At 72.0% G+C, this 16,022-nt stretch carries 16 protein-coding genes; 6 read left to right on the top strand and 10 right to left on the bottom strand.

The window, feature by feature from the left end; translation table 11 throughout:
* Nucleotides 1–13: 13 nt before the first annotated feature.
* The 4 genes from ACFV9D_RS29615 to ACFV9D_RS29600 all read right to left on the bottom strand — a co-directional run bounded on the left by ACFV9D_RS29615 (nt 14) and on the right by ACFV9D_RS29600 (nt 4,210).
* Nucleotides 14–1,069, bottom strand: coding sequence for a TIGR04222 domain-containing membrane protein (locus ACFV9D_RS29615; RefSeq protein ID WP_385152806.1), 1,056 nt, complete (start codon nt 1,067–1,069; stop codon nt 14–16).
* A gap of 7 nt (nt 1,070–1,076) precedes the next feature.
* Complete coding sequence (locus ACFV9D_RS29610) at nt 1,077–2,531, bottom strand: DUF692 family multinuclear iron-containing protein (RefSeq protein WP_385152803.1); 1,455 nt, start codon at nt 2,529–2,531, stop codon at nt 1,077–1,079.
* 110 nt (nt 2,532–2,641) lie between these two features.
* Nucleotides 2,642–3,397, bottom strand: a complete 756-nt coding sequence (locus ACFV9D_RS29605) for a DUF4142 domain-containing protein (protein ID WP_385152800.1) — start codon at nt 3,395–3,397, stop codon at nt 2,642–2,644.
* A 111-nt stretch (nt 3,398–3,508) separates the two neighbouring features.
* The gene (locus ACFV9D_RS29600; RefSeq protein WP_385152797.1) at nt 3,509–4,210 is read right to left on the bottom strand and encodes a peptidyl-tRNA hydrolase; all 702 of its coding nucleotides are present in this window, start codon (nt 4,208–4,210) and stop codon (nt 3,509–3,511) included.
* Nucleotides 4,211–4,281: 71 nt separating this feature from the next.
* Here ACFV9D_RS29600 and ACFV9D_RS29595 point away from each other — a divergent pair, with 71 nt between their 5' ends.
* Genes ACFV9D_RS29595 through ACFV9D_RS29580 form a run of 4 tightly spaced genes read left to right on the top strand, consistent with a single transcriptional unit; the run spans nt 4,282 to nt 6,740 of the window.
* A complete protein-coding gene (locus ACFV9D_RS29595; protein ID WP_385152794.1) occupies nt 4,282–4,956 on the top strand; it encodes an AIM24 family protein in 675 nt (224 codons plus the stop codon).
* A 7-nt stretch (nt 4,957–4,963) separates the two neighbouring features.
* Nucleotides 4,964–5,893 carry an ATP-binding cassette domain-containing protein gene (locus ACFV9D_RS29590; RefSeq protein ID WP_385152792.1) on the top strand — a complete coding sequence of 310 codons (930 nt, stop codon included), beginning with the start codon at nt 4,964–4,966 and terminating at the stop codon, nt 5,891–5,893.
* A complete protein-coding gene (locus ACFV9D_RS29585; RefSeq protein WP_385152789.1) occupies nt 5,890–6,540 on the top strand; it encodes an ABC transporter in 651 nt (216 codons plus the stop codon). Before ACFV9D_RS29590 ends, ACFV9D_RS29585 begins: the two co-directional genes overlap by 4 nt.
* A gap of 14 nt (nt 6,541–6,554) precedes the next feature.
* Entirely contained in the window at nt 6,555–6,740 is a 186-nt protein-coding gene (locus tag ACFV9D_RS29580) for a hypothetical protein (RefSeq protein ID WP_385152787.1), read from the top strand.
* 33 nt (nt 6,741–6,773) lie between these two features.
* On the opposite strand, the gene ACFV9D_RS29575 is transcribed toward ACFV9D_RS29580, so the two are convergent.
* Nucleotides 6,774–7,397: a hypothetical protein gene (locus ACFV9D_RS29575; protein WP_385152784.1), complete on the bottom strand. Its 624-nt coding sequence runs from the start codon at nt 7,395–7,397 to the stop codon at nt 6,774–6,776.
* A 202-nt stretch (nt 7,398–7,599) separates the two neighbouring features.
* On the opposite strand from ACFV9D_RS29575, the gene ACFV9D_RS29570 reads away from it, so the two are divergent.
* Entirely contained in the window at nt 7,600–9,996 is a 2,397-nt protein-coding gene (locus tag ACFV9D_RS29570; protein ID WP_385152781.1) for an LAETG motif-containing sortase-dependent surface protein, read from the top strand.
* Between the two features lie 86 nt (nt 9,997–10,082).
* Here ACFV9D_RS29570 and ACFV9D_RS29565 read toward each other — a convergent pair whose 3' ends face one another.
* The 5 genes from ACFV9D_RS29565 to zapE form a co-directional block, all read right to left on the bottom strand.
* The gene (locus tag ACFV9D_RS29565) at nt 10,083–10,988 is read right to left on the bottom strand and encodes a polysaccharide deacetylase family protein (protein ID WP_385152779.1); all 906 of its coding nucleotides are present in this window, start codon (nt 10,986–10,988) and stop codon (nt 10,083–10,085) included.
* A 17-nt stretch (nt 10,989–11,005) separates the two neighbouring features.
* Complete coding sequence (locus ACFV9D_RS29560; RefSeq protein ID WP_385152776.1) at nt 11,006–11,971, bottom strand: PPK2 family polyphosphate kinase; 966 nt, start codon at nt 11,969–11,971, stop codon at nt 11,006–11,008.
* Nucleotides 11,972–12,084: 113 nt separating this feature from the next.
* Nucleotides 12,085–13,443, bottom strand: a complete 1,359-nt coding sequence (locus ACFV9D_RS29555) for an alkaline phosphatase PhoX (protein ID WP_385152773.1) — start codon at nt 13,441–13,443, stop codon at nt 12,085–12,087.
* A 126-nt stretch (nt 13,444–13,569) separates the two neighbouring features.
* Nucleotides 13,570–13,995, bottom strand: coding sequence for an OsmC family protein (locus ACFV9D_RS29550; protein WP_385152770.1), 426 nt, complete (start codon nt 13,993–13,995; stop codon nt 13,570–13,572).
* 34 nt (nt 13,996–14,029) lie between these two features.
* A complete protein-coding gene (gene zapE, locus ACFV9D_RS29545) occupies nt 14,030–15,133 on the bottom strand; it encodes a cell division protein ZapE (protein ID WP_385152767.1) in 1,104 nt (367 codons plus the stop codon).
* Nucleotides 15,134–15,169: 36 nt separating this feature from the next.
* On the opposite strand from zapE, the gene ACFV9D_RS29540 reads away from it, so the two are divergent.
* Nucleotides 15,170–15,961 carry a pyrimidine reductase family protein gene (locus tag ACFV9D_RS29540; protein ID WP_385152764.1) on the top strand — a complete coding sequence of 264 codons (792 nt, stop codon included), beginning with the start codon at nt 15,170–15,172 and terminating at the stop codon, nt 15,959–15,961.
* Nucleotides 15,962–16,022 lie beyond the last annotated feature (61 nt).

The following is a 16,022-nucleotide window of genomic DNA, read 5'->3' as shown; positions in this document are numbered from 1 at the left end:
GGCGGCGACTCGGTCAGCTGCTGGAACTGGAGCTTCCGCAGCTGGAACTGCTGCTGCTGGAGCAGGAGCTGCCTCCGCCGCTGGAACTTGAGCAGGAGCTTCCGCCGCCGCTGGAGCCGGCGCAGCTGGACCCGCCGCCTCCGCCACCGCCTCCGCCGCCGGAGCAGGCGCTCGCCGAGCAGCCCCCGCCCCCGAAGCCGCTGTCCGTGCCGCCGCCGACGCCTCCGGGAGCGCCGCCGCACGGGCCCGCGTTGCCCGGGGTGCCCGCGCACCAGTGCAGGGTCGCGAGCATGGCCGCGTCCGTGGCGGGGCCGGTGGAGGTGTGGGTCGTGGGCCTCGGCATCCGGGCCGCCGCGATCAGCTGCGTCCGCAGCTCCGGGTCCGGTACGGCGCGCAGGCCGCGCAGCCCGACCTGGTGCCCGGCGTCGGGGTAGTAGACATGGGCCTGGTGGTACGCGGCGGCGGCGCGACGGCCCGCGCGGGTGGTGCGGCCGGCGTTGTACGCGCCGCAGATGAGGGAGCCGAAGACGCCCGCGAAGAGGACGGGAACCACCTTGAAGACGAACGGCACCTCGAACGGATCGCGTGCGACGCCCACGGTCAGGGCGATCGAGACGACGAGCAGCACGAGCGAGCCGAGGCCCACGGTGAGGCACCACCGCTTGCCGGCGTGCCGGTCCTCGGGGGCCACCATCAGGCCGCGCGCCGCGAGACCGTCGCCGATCTCCTGCACGGCAGGGCTGCGCATCACCGCGAGCCGGAGCTGATGCAGGGCTCCGTTGGGGGCGGCGGTGAGCTCCTGGAGCACGGCGCGTTCGACGTGGTCGCGGGGGGTGGCGCCGGGACGCGCGACGACGATGCCCGGGCCGCCGACACCGATCCGCCCGTCGGCCTGCAGCGCGGCGAGCGCGGCGTCCACGACGCGGGGCGGGCCGCCGAGGAGGAAGGCGGCCTCCGCGAGGTCGTGGACGGAGCCGCCGCGGTCGGCGCGGGCGGCGCGGAGGCGGGCGATCGTCATGCCGAGGCCGGCGAGGACGGCGGCCCAGATGATCAGGGCGAGAAGGTTCATGCTGCCCTCACTTTCGTACGAGCGTGGCGCGGGCGGCGCGGATCAGGCGGGTCGCCGGGCCGGGCAGGCGGGTGTCGGTGCGGTCCTGCCACCAGCGGGTGAGCCGGCGCCGGGCGGCGGGGTCGGCGGGGCGGCCGGCGACGAGCAGGTGCTCGACGAAGTCGAGGGCGTCGCGGCGGTAGCCGCCGGTCATGGGGCGGGTCCTGGCGTACGCGCGGAAGGCGGTGCGGTAGTCGTCGCCGAGGATCTCGGGCAGCTCGGGGGCGATCTTGGCGATCACCTCGGCACGCTTCCCGACAAGGGCGCGGCTCTGCACACCGAGCCGTCGCGTGTCGAACCCCTCGGGCGCGGGCGTCCCCGCGACGAGCGCGGACAACAACGCGGCCTGCGCAACGGCGACCCGCTCCCGCGCGCGCTCACCACCCGCCGCGCGGTGCTGTGCCGGGACCGGCTCGCGCGGAGGCCGGGCGGGCACGTCCGCAGCGTGCGGCTGCGCGGGCAACTCGCCCGCCGTCTGCGGCATCGGCCCCCCGGAGACCCGGGCCCCCGCGCCGATGAGCAGCGGCCGCCCGGCGGACGAGCCCACCAGCTCCCCACCCGGGACGACCCCACCCCCGGCGGCCACCGCCCCGGCGCGCGCCGCCCCCCTCAGCCGTTCACGGATCGTCGCCAGTTCCGCCGACAGTTCCTCCGCCGGAGGGAAGTGGTCGTCGCGTTCCAGGAGGACGCCCGGTGGGGAGATGCGGGACGCCAGGTCCGTGAGGATGTCGAGGACCGGCTCGGGGACCGGGTGGGCGTGGGTGTCGTGCCAGACGCCGTCGCGTTCGAGACCGCCCGCGACGTGGACGTACGCGATCGCCTCGACCGGGAGCTCCGCGAGGGCCTTCGACGGGGACTCGCCGCGGTTGACGTGGTTCGTGTGGAGGTTCGCCACGTCGATCAGGAGCCGTACCCCCGTGCGTTCCACCAGCTCCGACAGGAACTGGCCCTCCGTCAGCTCCTCGCCCGGCCAGGAGATCAGCGCCGCGATGTTCTCCAGCGCCAGCGGGACCGGCAGCGCGTCCTGCGCGATCCGGACGTTCTCGCACAGCACGTCCAGCGCGTCCCACGTCCGCGGCACCGGCAGCAGGTGCCCCGCCTCCAGGACCGGCGTCGCGGTCAGCGGGCCCCCGGCCCGCACGAACGCGATGTGCTCCGTCACCAGCGGCGCCCCCAGCGCCTCCGCCTTCGCCGCCAGCTCCGCCAGCCGCCCCGCGTCCGGCCGGTCCGCGCCGCCGAGCCCCAGCGAGACCCCGTGCGGGACGACCGTGACCCCGCGCGCCCGAAGGCGCCGCAGCGAGTCGGGGAGGTGGCCCGCGCACACGTTCTCCGCGACGACCTCCACCCAGTCGACGCCGGGCAGCGCCTCCACCGCGTCCGCGATCTCCGGCCGCCAGCCGATGCCGATCCCGAGTTCCGTCATGTCCCCCTCCTTCAGTCCCCAAGCTGATGGCCCGGCCGGACGCGTTCGAATCCAGTCGAGGGGACGTTCAGAGGTTGATTTGAGGTTCCGGCGGGAAAGCCGGCCCTCCGCTACGGCTCGGAGTGCGGCGTCACGATCCCCGCCTCCGGCGCCGGCCGCGACGTGAACGACTGGTCCGTCCCCGAGGGCCGCACCGGCGAGGGCACCGCCGGCGACGGCACCACCGGCGGCCCGGTCGGCGGCGCCGTCTTCCGGCCCGCCGCCTCGTTCGCCAGCGCGTCGTGGTCGACCATCCCGGTCGCCTCCAGCATGGTGATGTGGTCGAGCACGGTCTGGTTCGCGTCGCTCGCCAGCTGCCGTATCAACGTGTTGCGCGTGGTGTGCCGGACCTCCGCGATCAGCGCGAACACCTTGCCGTGCGCGTTGCGCAGCAGGTTCGCGAACTTCCGCTCGTACTCCTCCCCGCGCGCCGCCGTCAGCTCCCGCAGCCACCCCTGCTGCTGCTCGGTCGGCTGGTTCGGCAGCTCGATGCCCAGCTTCGCCGCGACGTCCCGGGCCCGCCGGTCCAGGTCCGTGTGGCCGACGACGAGGTGGTCGCCGCACTCCACCATGGCCCGGCTCGGGGCGCGCTCGATGGCCTGCTGCCCGGCCGGCAGCTCCCAGAGACCGGCCAGCCGCACCTTGACCAGGAAGTCCCGGTCCGTGGCCGACAGCGGCCCCCACTGGGTGGCCACGCTCGACGCGTTCAGATTCGCCTGGCCGGTCCCGGAACGGTCGGCGTAGGACCAGACGGGGAAGGCGAGCGCGCCGACCGTGGCGACGAGCGCCGCGATGATGAGTGCCGTCCCGTTGACGCGTAGCGACAAGATGTCTCCCGTACGTTCGAAATCTCGGTCACCGCAGACTGAACCGGTAACGACGCTTCCGTTCAACCCACTTGGCGGTATCGGGAGATACGTACTACGGGACGGGCGTGTTCAGTCGCCGAGCGGACCGAGCGAGGGGAATGCGGACACTACCGTGCACGAACCGGGCGCGATCTCCGTGAAACCGGCGTCCCGCACCACCGGCAGCCCGCTCGTGGTCAGCTCCGCCCAGCGCGCCGGATCGGCCGTCCGCACGGACAGCGGGAAGCCGGCCTCGCGCCACGCCTTGCGGTCCGCATCCGGCATCTCCCACCACAGCAGCTGCGCACCGTGCCCCGCCTGCGCCATCGCCTTGCCCGCGGACATGTCCAGGTCGGGGTTGAGCCACAGCAGCGCCGCCCCGGGCCGCGGCGCGCCGGGGCCGGCCGGGTCCGGGTCCTCCAGGTCGGTGCCCGACACCTGGAGCTTGGCCAGCTCCTTGGGCCAACCGTCCAGCGGGACCGGCGGGAACACGCGTACCTCCGCGGCCGCACCCGTCACCGTGATCCCCGGCAGCGACTCCGCGCGCCGCCACTCCGCGCCGCGCGCCCGGCGCACGACCTTGCGGATGCGGGCGTCCTGCCAGTCGGTCATGGCCTGCGCCCACTCCCCGTCGCCGTGCGCCCGTTCGTCGGCGAGGATCTCCAGGACGGCCCTGGCGGCCGTCTCGAGGGCGTCGGTACGGGCCGGGGGCTCGGCCCGCTCGATCCGTACGACGAGGGGCAGGACGAACTGGGGCTTGGTGTCACGGATGTCGGTCTCGTTGCTGCTCACCCGGCAAGTCTGCCACTGCCCGCACAGGCGTTTCTTGTGGGAATGAACGGTTCCGGGACAGGATGCACCTCATGAAGAGCGATCTTTTTGCCAGCGAACACCTTGCCGAGACCGCGACGTTCCCGGGCATGAGCCTGCAGAACGCCAAGTGCGTCAAGTACGCCGTCAACGGCGAGATGCACGCCCGCCAGGGCTCGATGATCGCCTTCCGCGGCGACCTCCAGTTCGAGCGCAAGGGCCAGGGCATCGGCGGCATGCTCAAGCGCGCCGTCACCGGCGAGGGCCTGGCCCTCATGGCCGTCCGCGGCCAGGGCGAGGCCTGGTTCGCGCACGAGGCGCAGAACTGTTTCATCGTCGAGGTCGAGCAGAACGACGCGTTCACCGTGAACGGGCGCAACGTCCTGTGCTTCGACCCGACCCTCTCGTACGAGATCAAGACGGTGAAGGGCGCCGGCATGACCGGCGGGGGTCTCTTCAACAGCGTCTTCACCGGCTACGGCAAGATCGCCCTGATCTGCGAGGGCAACCCGATCGTCATTCCCGTCTCCCCGCAGGCCCCGGTCTTTGTCGACACCGACGCCGTCGTGGGCTGGAGCGAGCAGCTGCACACCTCGCTGCACCGCTCGCAGTCCGTCGGCTCGATGATCCGCGGCGGCTCGGGCGAGGCGGTCCAACTGAAGCTGGAGGGCCAGGGCTTCGTCATCATCCGGCCCAGCGAACTCACCCCGCAGAAGACGTCGAACTGAGCCCGGCGTGAAGCTCGACCGGGTGGGGCGCCGTTACGGGCTGCGCGGGCCGTGGGTGCTGCGCGAGGTGGGCCTCGCCCTGCCCGCCGGCGCCCTCGTCCGGATCACCGGCACCAACGGAACCGGCAAGTCGACCCTGCTCCGCCTCCTCGCGGGCATCGACGCGCCGACGCAGGGCCGGATCACCGGCCGGCCGCGGCGCACGGCGTACGTCCCCGAGCGGTTCCCGGCCGCCCTGCCCTTCACCGCGAGCGGCTATCTGGTTCATCTCGGCCGCGTCCAGGGGCTCGGCCGGGAGGAGGCGGAGGCGAGGGCGGGGGAGTGGCTGGAGCGGTTCGGCGCGGGCGACTTCGCCGGCACGCCGCTCGCCGAACTCTCCAAGGGCAGCAGCCAGAAGGTCGCCGTCGCCCAGGCCCTGCTCGCACGCCCGGACCTCCTGGTCCTCGACGAGGCGTGGACCGGCCTCGACACGGGCGCGCGACAGGAACTGGACCGCGCCGTCCGCGAGCGCGTCGCGTCGGGCGGGACGGTCGTCTTCGTCGACCACGACCCACGGCGACTCGCGGGCGAGGCCGACGCCGAGTTCACGGTGGAGGCGGGGCGGGTCCGGCCGGGGATTTCCCGAGTCGACGGGGGCGTGCGGCCGGGGAGTTCCGGAGTCGACGGGGGCATGCGGTCCGGGAGTCCCCGGCTCGACGGGAGCGTGCGGCCGGGGGAGCCGCGACGTGACGAGAGCGTACGGTCCCGCGTGCGGATCGTCGTCTCCGGCGGGACCGTGCTCCCCGACGAGCTGCCGGAATCGTCCTCGTGCGAGCCCGGACCCGACGGCACCACGACCGTCACCGTCGACGCGGCGCACTCCGACGGACTGCTCCGCGCCCTGCTCGACGCCTCCTGGCACATCCACGAGCTGAGTACCGAAAGCGTCCGGGTATGACCGCACTCCTGCGCTACCAGACCGACCTGCTCCTGCGCTCCCAGCGCTGGCTCGCACCGCTGCTGCTGTACGCGGTGTTCGTCGGCGTCGGCGTGCGCGCCGGGGAGCCCGTGCTCGGTGCCCTCGGGTTCACGGCCGCCGCGCTGCTCCCCGTCACCGCGTGGGTCGTACGGATCTGTCTCGGCCAGGAACCGCCCGCCGCGCGCAGCGTGGTGGCCGCAGCGGCCGGACGGGAACGGGCACATGTGGCGGCCGTCCTGGCCGCCATCGGCTGCGCGGCGCTCCTCGGCGTCGTCGCCGTCCTCGGGGTGACGGCGGTGAGCGACCTCCGCCGGGTCGACCCGGTCGAGGCCGGGACGGCGGGGCTCCTCGCCGCCGCGGTCTGTGTCCTGACGGGCGCCGCCGTGGGCGCCCTCACCACCCGGCCGCTCGTCCGGTCCCGTGGCTGGTCGCTCGCCGCTCTCGTCCTCGGCTCGCTCCTCGCGCTGGTGACGACCGGCTCACCCGCGCAGTACGCGGTCACGGGCCTGGTCACCGGCTCCCGCACCTCGACCGTCGCGACGCCCTGGCTCGCCCTCGCGGGCGCGCTGGTGCTCGTCGCCGCCGCGGTGGCCGTGAGCACCAAGGCCACGGCCCGGCGGGAGTGAGTACGCTCGACCGCATGGACGAGGACACGTCGTACTGCGAGCCCACCGAGGCGACGGCGGCGACGCCGGCCGCCGACGGGCCGTACGCCGAGTGCGTGCTGTGCCGGAAGCCGACCGAGTACCCCGAGTCGACCAAAGGGATCACCCTCTGCCCGGTCTGCGCATGGCAGGAGGCCCAGCGCAGCGCCTGCTCGGGCTAGCAGTCCCCCTTCCGTACTCCTGCCGCGCGCTGATCAGCCCTGGCCCTCCTCCTCGTCGTCGTCGAAGTCTTCGTCTTCGTCTTCGTCGTCGAACTCGTCGTCGAGGTAGTCGTCTTCGAGCGCGTCCACCAGACGCTCGTCGATCGGGTTGCCCAGCGCGTCCTTCTCCATCAGCATGCGGCGCAGCACGTTCAGCGGGTACAGGCCGCGCTCGGGGCCGTCCGTGGGGAGGCTCACGCAGGGGGTGTCGAGGACGCCGGGCCGGTCGGCGGGGTCGAACAGCGGGGCCGTGCCCTGGTCGTCCGTGGTGTCCGGCTCGTACTTCCACACCGTCCCGCGCTCGCGGCAGATCACTTCGCCGAGGTACCAGACGGCGCCCTGGACGAACGGTTCGCGCCGCTGCGCGGCGATCTCCGCGTCGGTGTCGAACGTCTCCCGCAGCAGATCGTCGAGGACGTCGAGGGAGGAGGGGCCGAAGTCGAACCGGTCCGCGCCGCCGGTGTCCTCGGCCCAGCGGGGGAAGGCGGCCTGTCGTTCGGTCAGCCAGGCCAGGAGTTCCGGGTGCCGGGCCGGATCGGTCCCGACGGCGTCGTCGGCAGCATCGTCGGTGTGGTCCGCTTGGTCCGCGTGGTCGGCATGGTCCGCGTGGTCGGTCATGGCCGCCACCGTAGCGAACCGGCCCGACGTGTCTTCAACGACCTGTGCTGATCGGTGAGTTGACATATGCCACGTCAGCAAACAGTTGCACCAGCAAGCCCATGAGGCCCTAGGGTGGACACCTGGCGGTCAGGGACATGTCACGGGGGCCCCATCCCGCCCGCCTTTTCCTGTCCCCTGAGCCCCCCACCAGGGACACGCAGTGAGCACACCGACAATGACCCGCCTGAAGCGGCGCCTGGCCTCGTGCCTCGCGGTCGCCGCCGCGGCCGGGATGATGCTGGTCGGTCTCCCGGCCGCACCGGCGCAGGCCGCACCCGGCGACACCGCGAAGATCACCACCGGCAAGCGGTGCGACCAGCTCCACCTGAAGAAGACGTACCCGCGCACCCCCGCGAACTCCGGCGCCCCGGGCAGCGGGCACCACGACATCCACCCCGGGTTGGACGAGCAGTACTTCTACGACAGCCTCTTCAAGGGGTTCGACAACCTTCCCGCTCCGACACCGCAGGAGCTCGCGAAGGTCGGCCGTACCGATGACGCCATCGACGCCTGGGACAAGAAGTACGCGACGTCGCAGAACCCGGAGGACATGCGGAACGGGATCTACGCCCGTTACAACCGGTTCAAGGACACCGCGCAGAACCCGAACCTGCCGTTCGGGAAGTGGATGAAGCGCTACCTGATCAACAACGAGATCAACAACCACAAGGGTGGCGAGTTCGAGCGCAAGACCGTGCGCGACTTCAACATGATCGGCCCGGACTGGCTGTGTGAAGTCACGATCGAGATCCGCGACAAGGACGGCAAGCTCCTGGCGCGGCGCAAGTACGACAGCTACAACCAGAAGCTGAACGAGTTCGGCGAGTTCAAGTCCAACGGCAAGTACCGCTCGGACCAGCTCAAGAACGACAAGATCATCATGCGCCACAAGGACGCCAACTTCGACTTCACGAAGAACAAGCTGGTCATGTACGCCGGGGAGAAGGCCACCCGGGGGACGACGAACCAGTACGGCAACCTCAACAGGGCCCTCCAGGGGGAGCGGAACACCACCGGCAACCCGATCCGCATCTACGAGCGGCGCGCGACCGGCAAGGGCGTGTTCCCGACCACGAAGTACTCCAAGTCCTACGCGGTCATGAACCCCGACCCGGCGAAGGGCTCCCGTGGTCCCCTCAACGACGTCGCGTTCGAATCGGGCAAGACCCCCAAGGAGGCCAAGGCCCTCCAGCGCCAGTACCAGGAGGTCAACACCCGCAGCGGCCTCGGACGCGGGCCCGGCGGCATCGACTTCTCCACGCTCCAGCTCCAGTACGTCGGAAACCCCGTCAAGGGCAAGGGCCTGGACTACTCCGTCAAGGCCGACTACATGCCCGACGAGGACGAGAACCCCGGATACGGCGGCGAGGAGAAGCTCCAGCTCGCCTCCGACGCCATGTTCACGTGGCTCGCGCTGACGCCGGACAAGTTCTGGGTCAACCTCAACCCGGACCAGCCCGACAAGGTCATGGACTCGGCGTTCGGGAAGACCGACGCCGGCCGGGTCCTCCTCGAAGCCGACCTGGCGATGAAGCACGACTTCGCCAACGCCATCAACCCGGACAAGCACGCCGGTGCGCGCAGGTTCTGGGACACGGCCCCGCGCCGTGACGGGATGCCCTGCTTCCCGATGGTCCGGCTCTGGATCGAACCGGAGACCGCGAAGGTCCGCGAGCAGGACGGCGGCATCTACATCCTCGACGCACCGCTGAAGGTGTCCACCGAGTGGATGGACGTGAAGTACGAGAACCCGGGCGCCCGCATCTGCAAGCTCACCGACCCGGAGAAGCGCGCCAGCGAGGCCCTGCTGCGCGCCAACGTCATGCCCGAGGTCTCCAAGCGCGTCAACACCACCGCCACCTACGCCGACCTGCGCCGCGTCTACGCCTCCCGGGTCGCCGCGGAGTGGATCCGCCAGCAGGACGCCAAGACCCCGACCGACTTCCGCAAGATCATCAACAGCAACGACATCGACCGGTGGACGCTGCGCGCCCAGAACGAGAAGTGGTCCAAGACCGAGACCTGGCAGCGGTACATGAAGTCGTACCGCGAAGGCGTCGAGTGGTTCGAGCTCCGCTACGGCGGCAAGGTCTACAACCAGGGCGTCGGCGGCGTCGACTTCTCCAAGTCCCCCAAGCGGAACATCACCCAGGCCCGCTTCCAGCTCGAACACCCGCGCCTGCCCGCCACCACCAGGACGTCCGTCCGCGCGGAGACCTCCGCCCGCGACTCCGACACGTCCTACCTGGGCGGCAACGGCGCAGGGCAGATCGACAACGGTGGCGGAGGCCCCAGCCCCACCCCCACCCCCACCCCCACGCCGACCGACCCGGGCAAGCCCACCCCGACGCCGACCGGCCCGGGCACGCCCGACCCGACCCCGACCGGCACGCCCGGTCCGACCGACCCCGGCGGCAACGCTCCCGACCCGGACGGCGACCTCGCCGACACCGGAAGTGACACGCCCGTCGGCCTGATCGCCGGCATCGCCGCCGCCGCGGTGGCCGCCGGTGCGGGCATCGTCTGGTGGAAGCGACGCCGGAACGCCACAGGCTGACCGGAGGAACACCAGCAGAACGCGCAGGGGGTCTCCCGTTCGGGAGGCCCCCTCTCGCGCACCCCACGAAGGGCCTCGGGCCTGTCCTAGGACCTGTCCGCGCGGCGCTCCGCCATCAGCTCGGAGACCTTCACGAAGCGGTAGCCGCGGGCGCGCAGTTCGGGGACGATCCGGCGGATCGCCTGCTCCGTGACGGGCGCGGCGCTGCGGGTGCAGTGCATGACCACGAGCGAGCCGGGCTTCACCCCGTCGAGGACCTGCCGGGCGACCGCGTCGCCGTCCTTGGCGAAGGCGTCGCCGCTCACCACGTCCCACTGCACCGCCGTGACCTTCGCGGGGGCGAGCGCACGCAGCGCCTCGTCGTCGTAGCAGCCGCCGGGGAAGCGGAAGTACGGCACGACGTTGCGCGCCCCGGCCTTGCGGAAGGCCTCGAACGCCCGCGTCACGTCGGCGGCCATGTCCTGCTTCGCCACCGTCGGCAGGCCGTAGCAGGGGGAGGCGAAGGCGAAGTGGCTGTAGGAGTGGTTGGCGATCTCGAAGCGGGGGTCCGTGCCGATGGAGCGGGCCTGGTCCGGGTACTCCTCGGCCCAGCGGCCGGTCATGAAGACCGTCGAGTCGACCTTGAGCCGCCGCAGGGTCTCGATCAGCCGCGGGTTGTCGAAGCGCTCGCCACCCGCGGCCCGTGACCCCTGGTCGGCGGTCATGTCGGCGTCGAAGGTGAGCGCGACGACCTTGTCGCCGCCCTTGCGCGCCCGCTCGAACACCGGCGTGAGACCACCGGGGCCGGGCGCCATGGTGGGCGGCGCCTTGCGCACGTTCGCCGGCCCGGGCGCGGCGCTCGCGCTCGCGCCCGGCGCCTCGCCCGCCTGCGTGCTCGGCGCGGCGGACGGGCTGTCAGGGGCCGGCGCGGTGCCGGCCGTGCCTCCGCCGCAGCCGACGAGAACGGCGCCCAGCAGAGCGAGCGCCGACAATCTTCGTACAGAAATGGTCACGCACGGAAACTAACCGATCAGGAAGCGAGCAAGCGCTTCCGGCACTCGGCCACGTCGAAGTCGCCCGCCGGATACTGCGGATCCAGCGCCTCCAGGTGCTCCAGGAGCAGCGTGCTGATGGCCCAGTTGCGGTACCACTTGCGGTCGGCCGGGACCACGTACCAGGGCGCCTCCGGCGTCGAACAACGCTCCAGCGCGAGCTCGTACGCCTGCTGGTACGCGGGCCACAGCGCCCGCTCCTCGATGTCGCCCGCGTTGAACTTCCAGTGCTTGTCCGGATCGTCGAGCCGCTCCAGGAGCCGGGCGCGCTGCTCCTCGTACGAGAGGTGCAGGAAGACCTTGACGATCGTGACACCGTCGTCCGCGAGGGACTCCTCCCAGCGGTTGATCTGGCCGTAGCGGCGACCGAGGTCGCGGCGGGGGACCAGGTCGCGGACGCGGGTGATGAGCACGTCCTCGTAGTGCGAGCGGTCGAAGATGCCGATCTCGCCCGGCACCGGCAGCGCCCGTGTGATCCGCCAGAGGAAGGGGTGGCCCCGCTCCTCCGTCGTGGGCGCCTTGAAGGCGCGGATCCGGCAGCCGGAGGGGTTGAAGTAGCCGATCACGTGCTTGACCGTGCCGCCCTTGCCGCTGGTGTCCATGCCCTGCAGCACGAGCAGCAGCCGGCGCCGGTCGCCGGCCGTGCTCGCCGCGTACAGGCGCTCCTGGAGGTCGGCGAGGCGCGGGGCGAGGAGCGCCGTGGCCGTGGTCCCCGCCGTCTTGTCGGGCGGGCCGGCCGGGATCTCCGAGGCGGAGTACGAGGAGAGGTCGACGGGCTTGCCGACGGGGAGCCGCAGCAGGTCGCGCAGGACCGGGGGCGGACCCGGCGGACCGGGTGGGACCTGCGGCCGCTTCGTCCCGGACGCCTTGGCCTTCTTCCCGTCCCCCTTCCCCTCCCTCCGCGCGTCCTTCTTCCCGTTCTGCTTCCCGTCCTTCTTCGCCATCCTTCGCCCCTTCGGGTCCGTCGCTCGCCTTCTCCCGATCCTGCGACGGAATCGACGGACCCGCGAACGGGGCGACGGGGCGTGGTGACCGTGGCGTGCGGCGCGCCCCTAGGTCAGCACCACGGGCCCGTCACCGCGAACGTCGTGCCCGGGGTGTAGCAGTTGACGTACATCGTCCGCCCGTCCGGCGAGAACGTGACGCCCGCGAACTCGCCCCACTCCGGGGCGTCCGGGGTCCCGATGTTCTGAGCCCCCCGGGCCACCGCGTACACCTCGCCCTTCCGGCTCACCCCGTACACGTGCTGGCCGCCCTCGCCGTCCTCGCTGACCATCAGACCGCCGCTCGGGGCGAGACAGATGTTGTCCGGCGACTCGCCGGGCAGCTGGATGTCGGTGCTCGGGCCGAAGACGACGACGAGCGTGAGACGGCGCCGGTGCGGCTCGTACTTCCACACCTGGCCGAAGTGGGTCGCGCCCGAGCCGTCGGCGGCGCGGGCGAAGGACGAGACGAAGTAGACGGACCGCCCGCCCCAGTAGCAGCCCTCCAGCTTCTGCGCGTGCGTGATGCCCTTCGGTCCGAAGTCCTGGAGCCTGATGGGGGTTTCGGCCGCCTGTGGGTCCGGTACGGGAACCCACTCGACGCCTCCGAAGCTCGCGCCGGTCTCCTGGATCACGGACAGGTCGGGCACGCCCGGCACCCGCATCGCCTCCAGGGCTCCGCCCGCGCGCAGGGAGCCGTGGCCGCCCAGCGGCTTCTCCGGCAGGAAGCGGTAGAAGAGCCCGAACGGCCGGTCGAACGCGTCCTCCGTCTCGTACACGATGCCGCTGTGCGGATCGACGGCGATCGCCTCGTGCTGGAAGCGGCCCATGGCGGTGAGCGGTACGGCGCCGGTGCGGTGCGGGTCGGCGCCGTCGACCTCGAAGATGAAGCCGTGGTCCTTGGTGTAGCCGTTGGTCCCGGCCTTGTCCTCGGTCTCCTCGCAGGTCAGCCAGGTGCCCCAAGGGGTGGGCCCGCCCGCGCAGTTGACGGCGGTGCCGGCGATGGCGACGCGTTCGCCGAGGACGCTGCCGCGGCCGTCCAGCTCGATCGCCGTGCAGCCGCCCTTGGCGGCGGGGTCGTAGGTCAGGCCCTGCACGGTCGGGACGCCGATCTTGCCGGTGACCCGGTTCTCGTGGTTGCGGACCAGATGGACGCGGCCCCGGCGGCCGGCGAAGGCGGCCATGCCGTCGAAGTTGCTCGGGACGAGACCCTCGCCGGAGCGGAGGGGGTCGCCCTGGCGGGAGAGGACCTGGTAGCGGAAGCCCCTCGGGAGGTCGAGGAGCCCGGCCGCGTCGGGGACCAGCGGGCCGTAGCCTGCGTGACCGCGAGCGGCCGCCGTACCGGCGAAGAGTTCGGAGAAGGCGCCCGCGAAGGCGATTCCGGCGACGGACGCGCCGGTGCGGGACAGGATCTGACGTCGTGTTGCGGACATGAGGCAACCCACTTTTCCTGTTGGCGGACAGGGTGTGTGCTGTGACGTGTGACCCGCATGTGTGTATCACGCGCTGTGGTGACACGTGAACCATGCGGGCCGACACGGCCTCATGTGGCGCGAGGGTCAGACGAGTTCAGCGGTGAGCGTGATCGTCGTGCCGGTGAGCGCCTGGCTCACCGGGCAGTTCTTCTTGGCGTCCTCGGCCAGCTCGAGGAACTTGTCCTTGTCCAGGTCGGGTACCTCGCCGCGCACGGTGATGTGGCTGCCCGTGATACCCGTGCCCGGCACGAAGGTGACGTCGGCCTTCGTCTCCAGGCGGGTCGGCGGGGTGCCGTTCTTGGCCAGGATGTTGGAGAACGCCATCGAGTAGCAGGAGGAGTGCGCGGCGGCGATCAGCTCCTCGGGGCTGGTCTTGCCGTTCGGCTCCTCGGTGCGGGCCGGCCAGGACACGGGGTACGAACCGATGCCGGAGGAGTCGAGGGTGACGACGCCCGAGCCCTTGAGGAGGTCGCCCTCCCAGACGGCGTGGGCGGAACGGGTTGCGGCCATGATGAATCCCTTTCGATCGGGTATGGCCCCCAACCTACTGCTCCACCAGACCCTTTGCGTCGCGCGCCAGCGCAGTGAGCCGGGAGATCGCCCGGAAGTACTTCTTCCGGTACCCGCCCTTCAGCATCTCTTCACTGAACAGTCGGTCGAAGGGGAGGCCGGAGGCGAGCACCGGGACCTCGCGGTCGTACAGCCGGTCGGCGAGGACGACGAGTCGCAGCGCCGTCGACTGGTCCGGGACCGGCTGGACCTCCGTGAGGCAGACCGCGCTCAGCCCGTCGGTGAGCGCGCCGTAGCGGCTGGGGTGGACCTTGGCCAGGTGGTCGAGCAGGTGCGGGAAGTCGTCGAGCGAGGAGCCCGGGGTCGCGTACGCCGCCTTCGTCACCTGTTCGTCGGAGTACGGGGCGGGCGCCTCGGGCAGCCCGCGGTGGCGGTAGTCCTCGCCGTCGATCCGCAGCGGACGGAAGTGGGCGGAGAGGCCCTGGATCTCGCGCAGGAAGTCCGCGGCGGCGAACCGGCCCTCGCCCAGCTTGCCCGGCAGCGTGTTGGAGGTGGCGGCGAGCGCCACGCCCGCCTCGACGAGCCGGCTGAGCAGGGAGGAGACGAGGACGGTGTCGCCCGGGTCGTCCAGCTCGAATTCGTCGATGCAGAGCAGCCGGTGTCCGCTGAGCGTCTGCACGGTCTGCTGGAAGCCCAGCGCACCGACCAGGTTCGTCAGCTCCACGAACGTCCCGAACGCCTTCAGCCCCGGCTCGGCGGGCGTGGCGTGCCAGAGGGAGGCGAGCAGGTGGGTCTTGCCGACGCCGTAGCCGCCGTCGAGGTAGACGCCGCGCGGGCCGGTGGGGGCGGCGGGCTTCTTCGCGAACCACCTGCGCCTGCCCGCGCCGGTGGCGTGGGCGCCGCCGAGCCCCTCCGCGAAGGAGCTGAGCACCTTGACCGCGTCGATCTGGCTGGGCTGGTTCGGGTCCGGGATGTACGTGTCGAAGCGCACCGAGTCGAACCGCGGCGGGGGGACCATCTCGGCGACGAGACGGTCGGCGGGGACATGGGGCTCCCGGGCGCAGAGGGAGACCGGAGCGGCTTCGGTGGAAGCCGTTTCGGTTATGGCACGGGAGGCATGGGAGGCACGGGTCGACACAGTTCCCCACTGTAAGCGCCGTGTCAGACTGCGAGGATGCGACGCCTGTTCCCTGTGACGGACATGACAGCAATCGACGACGCCGGCCACGACGCCTCCGGGGACAGGGAGTGGTCCCTCGACGAGCTCGCCGACGCCTACGCGTACCCCGCCCTCGCCCCCGGCGAGAGCTGGCTGCGCGCCAACATGGTCTCCTCGCTCGACGGGGCCGGTCAGCACGACGGCCGCTCCCAGCCCCTCTCCTCCGACTCCGACATGCGGATCTTCGGCACCCTGCGGGGCCTCGCCGACGTGATCGTGGTGGGGGCGCAGACCGTACGCCAGGAGGGGTACCGGCCGGCCCGTGCGCGGGACGCCTTCGCGGCCCGCCGGGCGGCCGCCGGGCAGGGGCCGGCGCCGGTGATCGCGGTGGTCAGCGCCTCCCTGGACCTGGACTTCTCGGCTCCGCTCTTCACCGAGCCGCTGGTGCCGACGCTGCTCCTGACCGGTGCCGGGGCGCCCGCCGAGCGGGTGGACGCGGCCGCGAAGGCGGGGGCGGAGGTGGTGATCGCGGGCGACGGTCCCGGGGTGGAGCCGGCCCGTGTGGTGGCGGCCCTCGCCGAGCGCGGGCTGCGGCGCCAGCTGACGGAGGGCGGGCCCCGGCTGCTCGGCCAGTTCGTGGCGGCGGGTGTGCTCGACGAGCTGTGTCTGACGGTCTCGCCGACGATGACGGCGGGCACCGCGCAGCGGATCGCGGGAGGCCCGTCGGTGGCCGTCCCGAAACGGTTCGCCGTGGCGTCGGTGCTGGAGGAGGCCGGGTTCCTTTTCACCCGCTACCGTCGGATCTGACAATCGGCGGAATTTGTCGTTCCGGTTAGCTTCCGCTGGGCACACTTACCCCCGTAGACCC

The organism is Streptomyces sp. NPDC059875 (assembly GCF_042731085.1).
Taxonomy (GTDB): domain Bacteria; phylum Actinomycetota; class Actinomycetes; order Streptomycetales; family Streptomycetaceae; genus Streptomyces.
Note: the sequence above shows the minus strand (reverse complement) of the source record. Positions and strands in the feature narration are given on the sequence as shown.

Coding starts and splice junctions, on each gene's coding strand:
- ACFV9D_RS29580 (WP_385152787.1), top strand. CDS start 6,555: ATGGACGAGGACACGTCGTACTGCGAGCCCACCGAGGCGACGGCGGCG.
- ACFV9D_RS29540 (WP_385152764.1), top strand. CDS start 15,170: ATGCGACGCCTGTTCCCTGTGACGGACATGACAGCAATCGACGACGCC.
- ACFV9D_RS29550 (WP_385152770.1), bottom strand. CDS start 13,995: ATGGCCGCAACCCGTTCCGCCCACGCCGTCTGGGAGGGCGACCTCCTC.
- ACFV9D_RS29610 (WP_385152803.1), bottom strand. CDS start 2,531: ATGACGGAACTCGGGATCGGCATCGGCTGGCGGCCGGAGATCGCGGAC.
- ACFV9D_RS29585 (WP_385152789.1), top strand. CDS start 5,890: ATGACCGCACTCCTGCGCTACCAGACCGACCTGCTCCTGCGCTCCCAG.
- ACFV9D_RS29575 (WP_385152784.1), bottom strand. CDS start 7,397: ATGACCGACCACGCGGACCATGCCGACCACGCGGACCAAGCGGACCAC.
- ACFV9D_RS29555 (WP_385152773.1), bottom strand. CDS start 13,443: ATGTCCGCAACACGACGTCAGATCCTGTCCCGCACCGGCGCGTCCGTC.
- ACFV9D_RS29560 (WP_385152776.1), bottom strand. CDS start 11,971: ATGGCGAAGAAGGACGGGAAGCAGAACGGGAAGAAGGACGCGCGGAGG.
- ACFV9D_RS29595 (WP_385152794.1), top strand. CDS start 4,282: ATGAAGAGCGATCTTTTTGCCAGCGAACACCTTGCCGAGACCGCGACG.
- ACFV9D_RS29615 (WP_385152806.1), bottom strand. CDS start 1,069: ATGAACCTTCTCGCCCTGATCATCTGGGCCGCCGTCCTCGCCGGCCTC.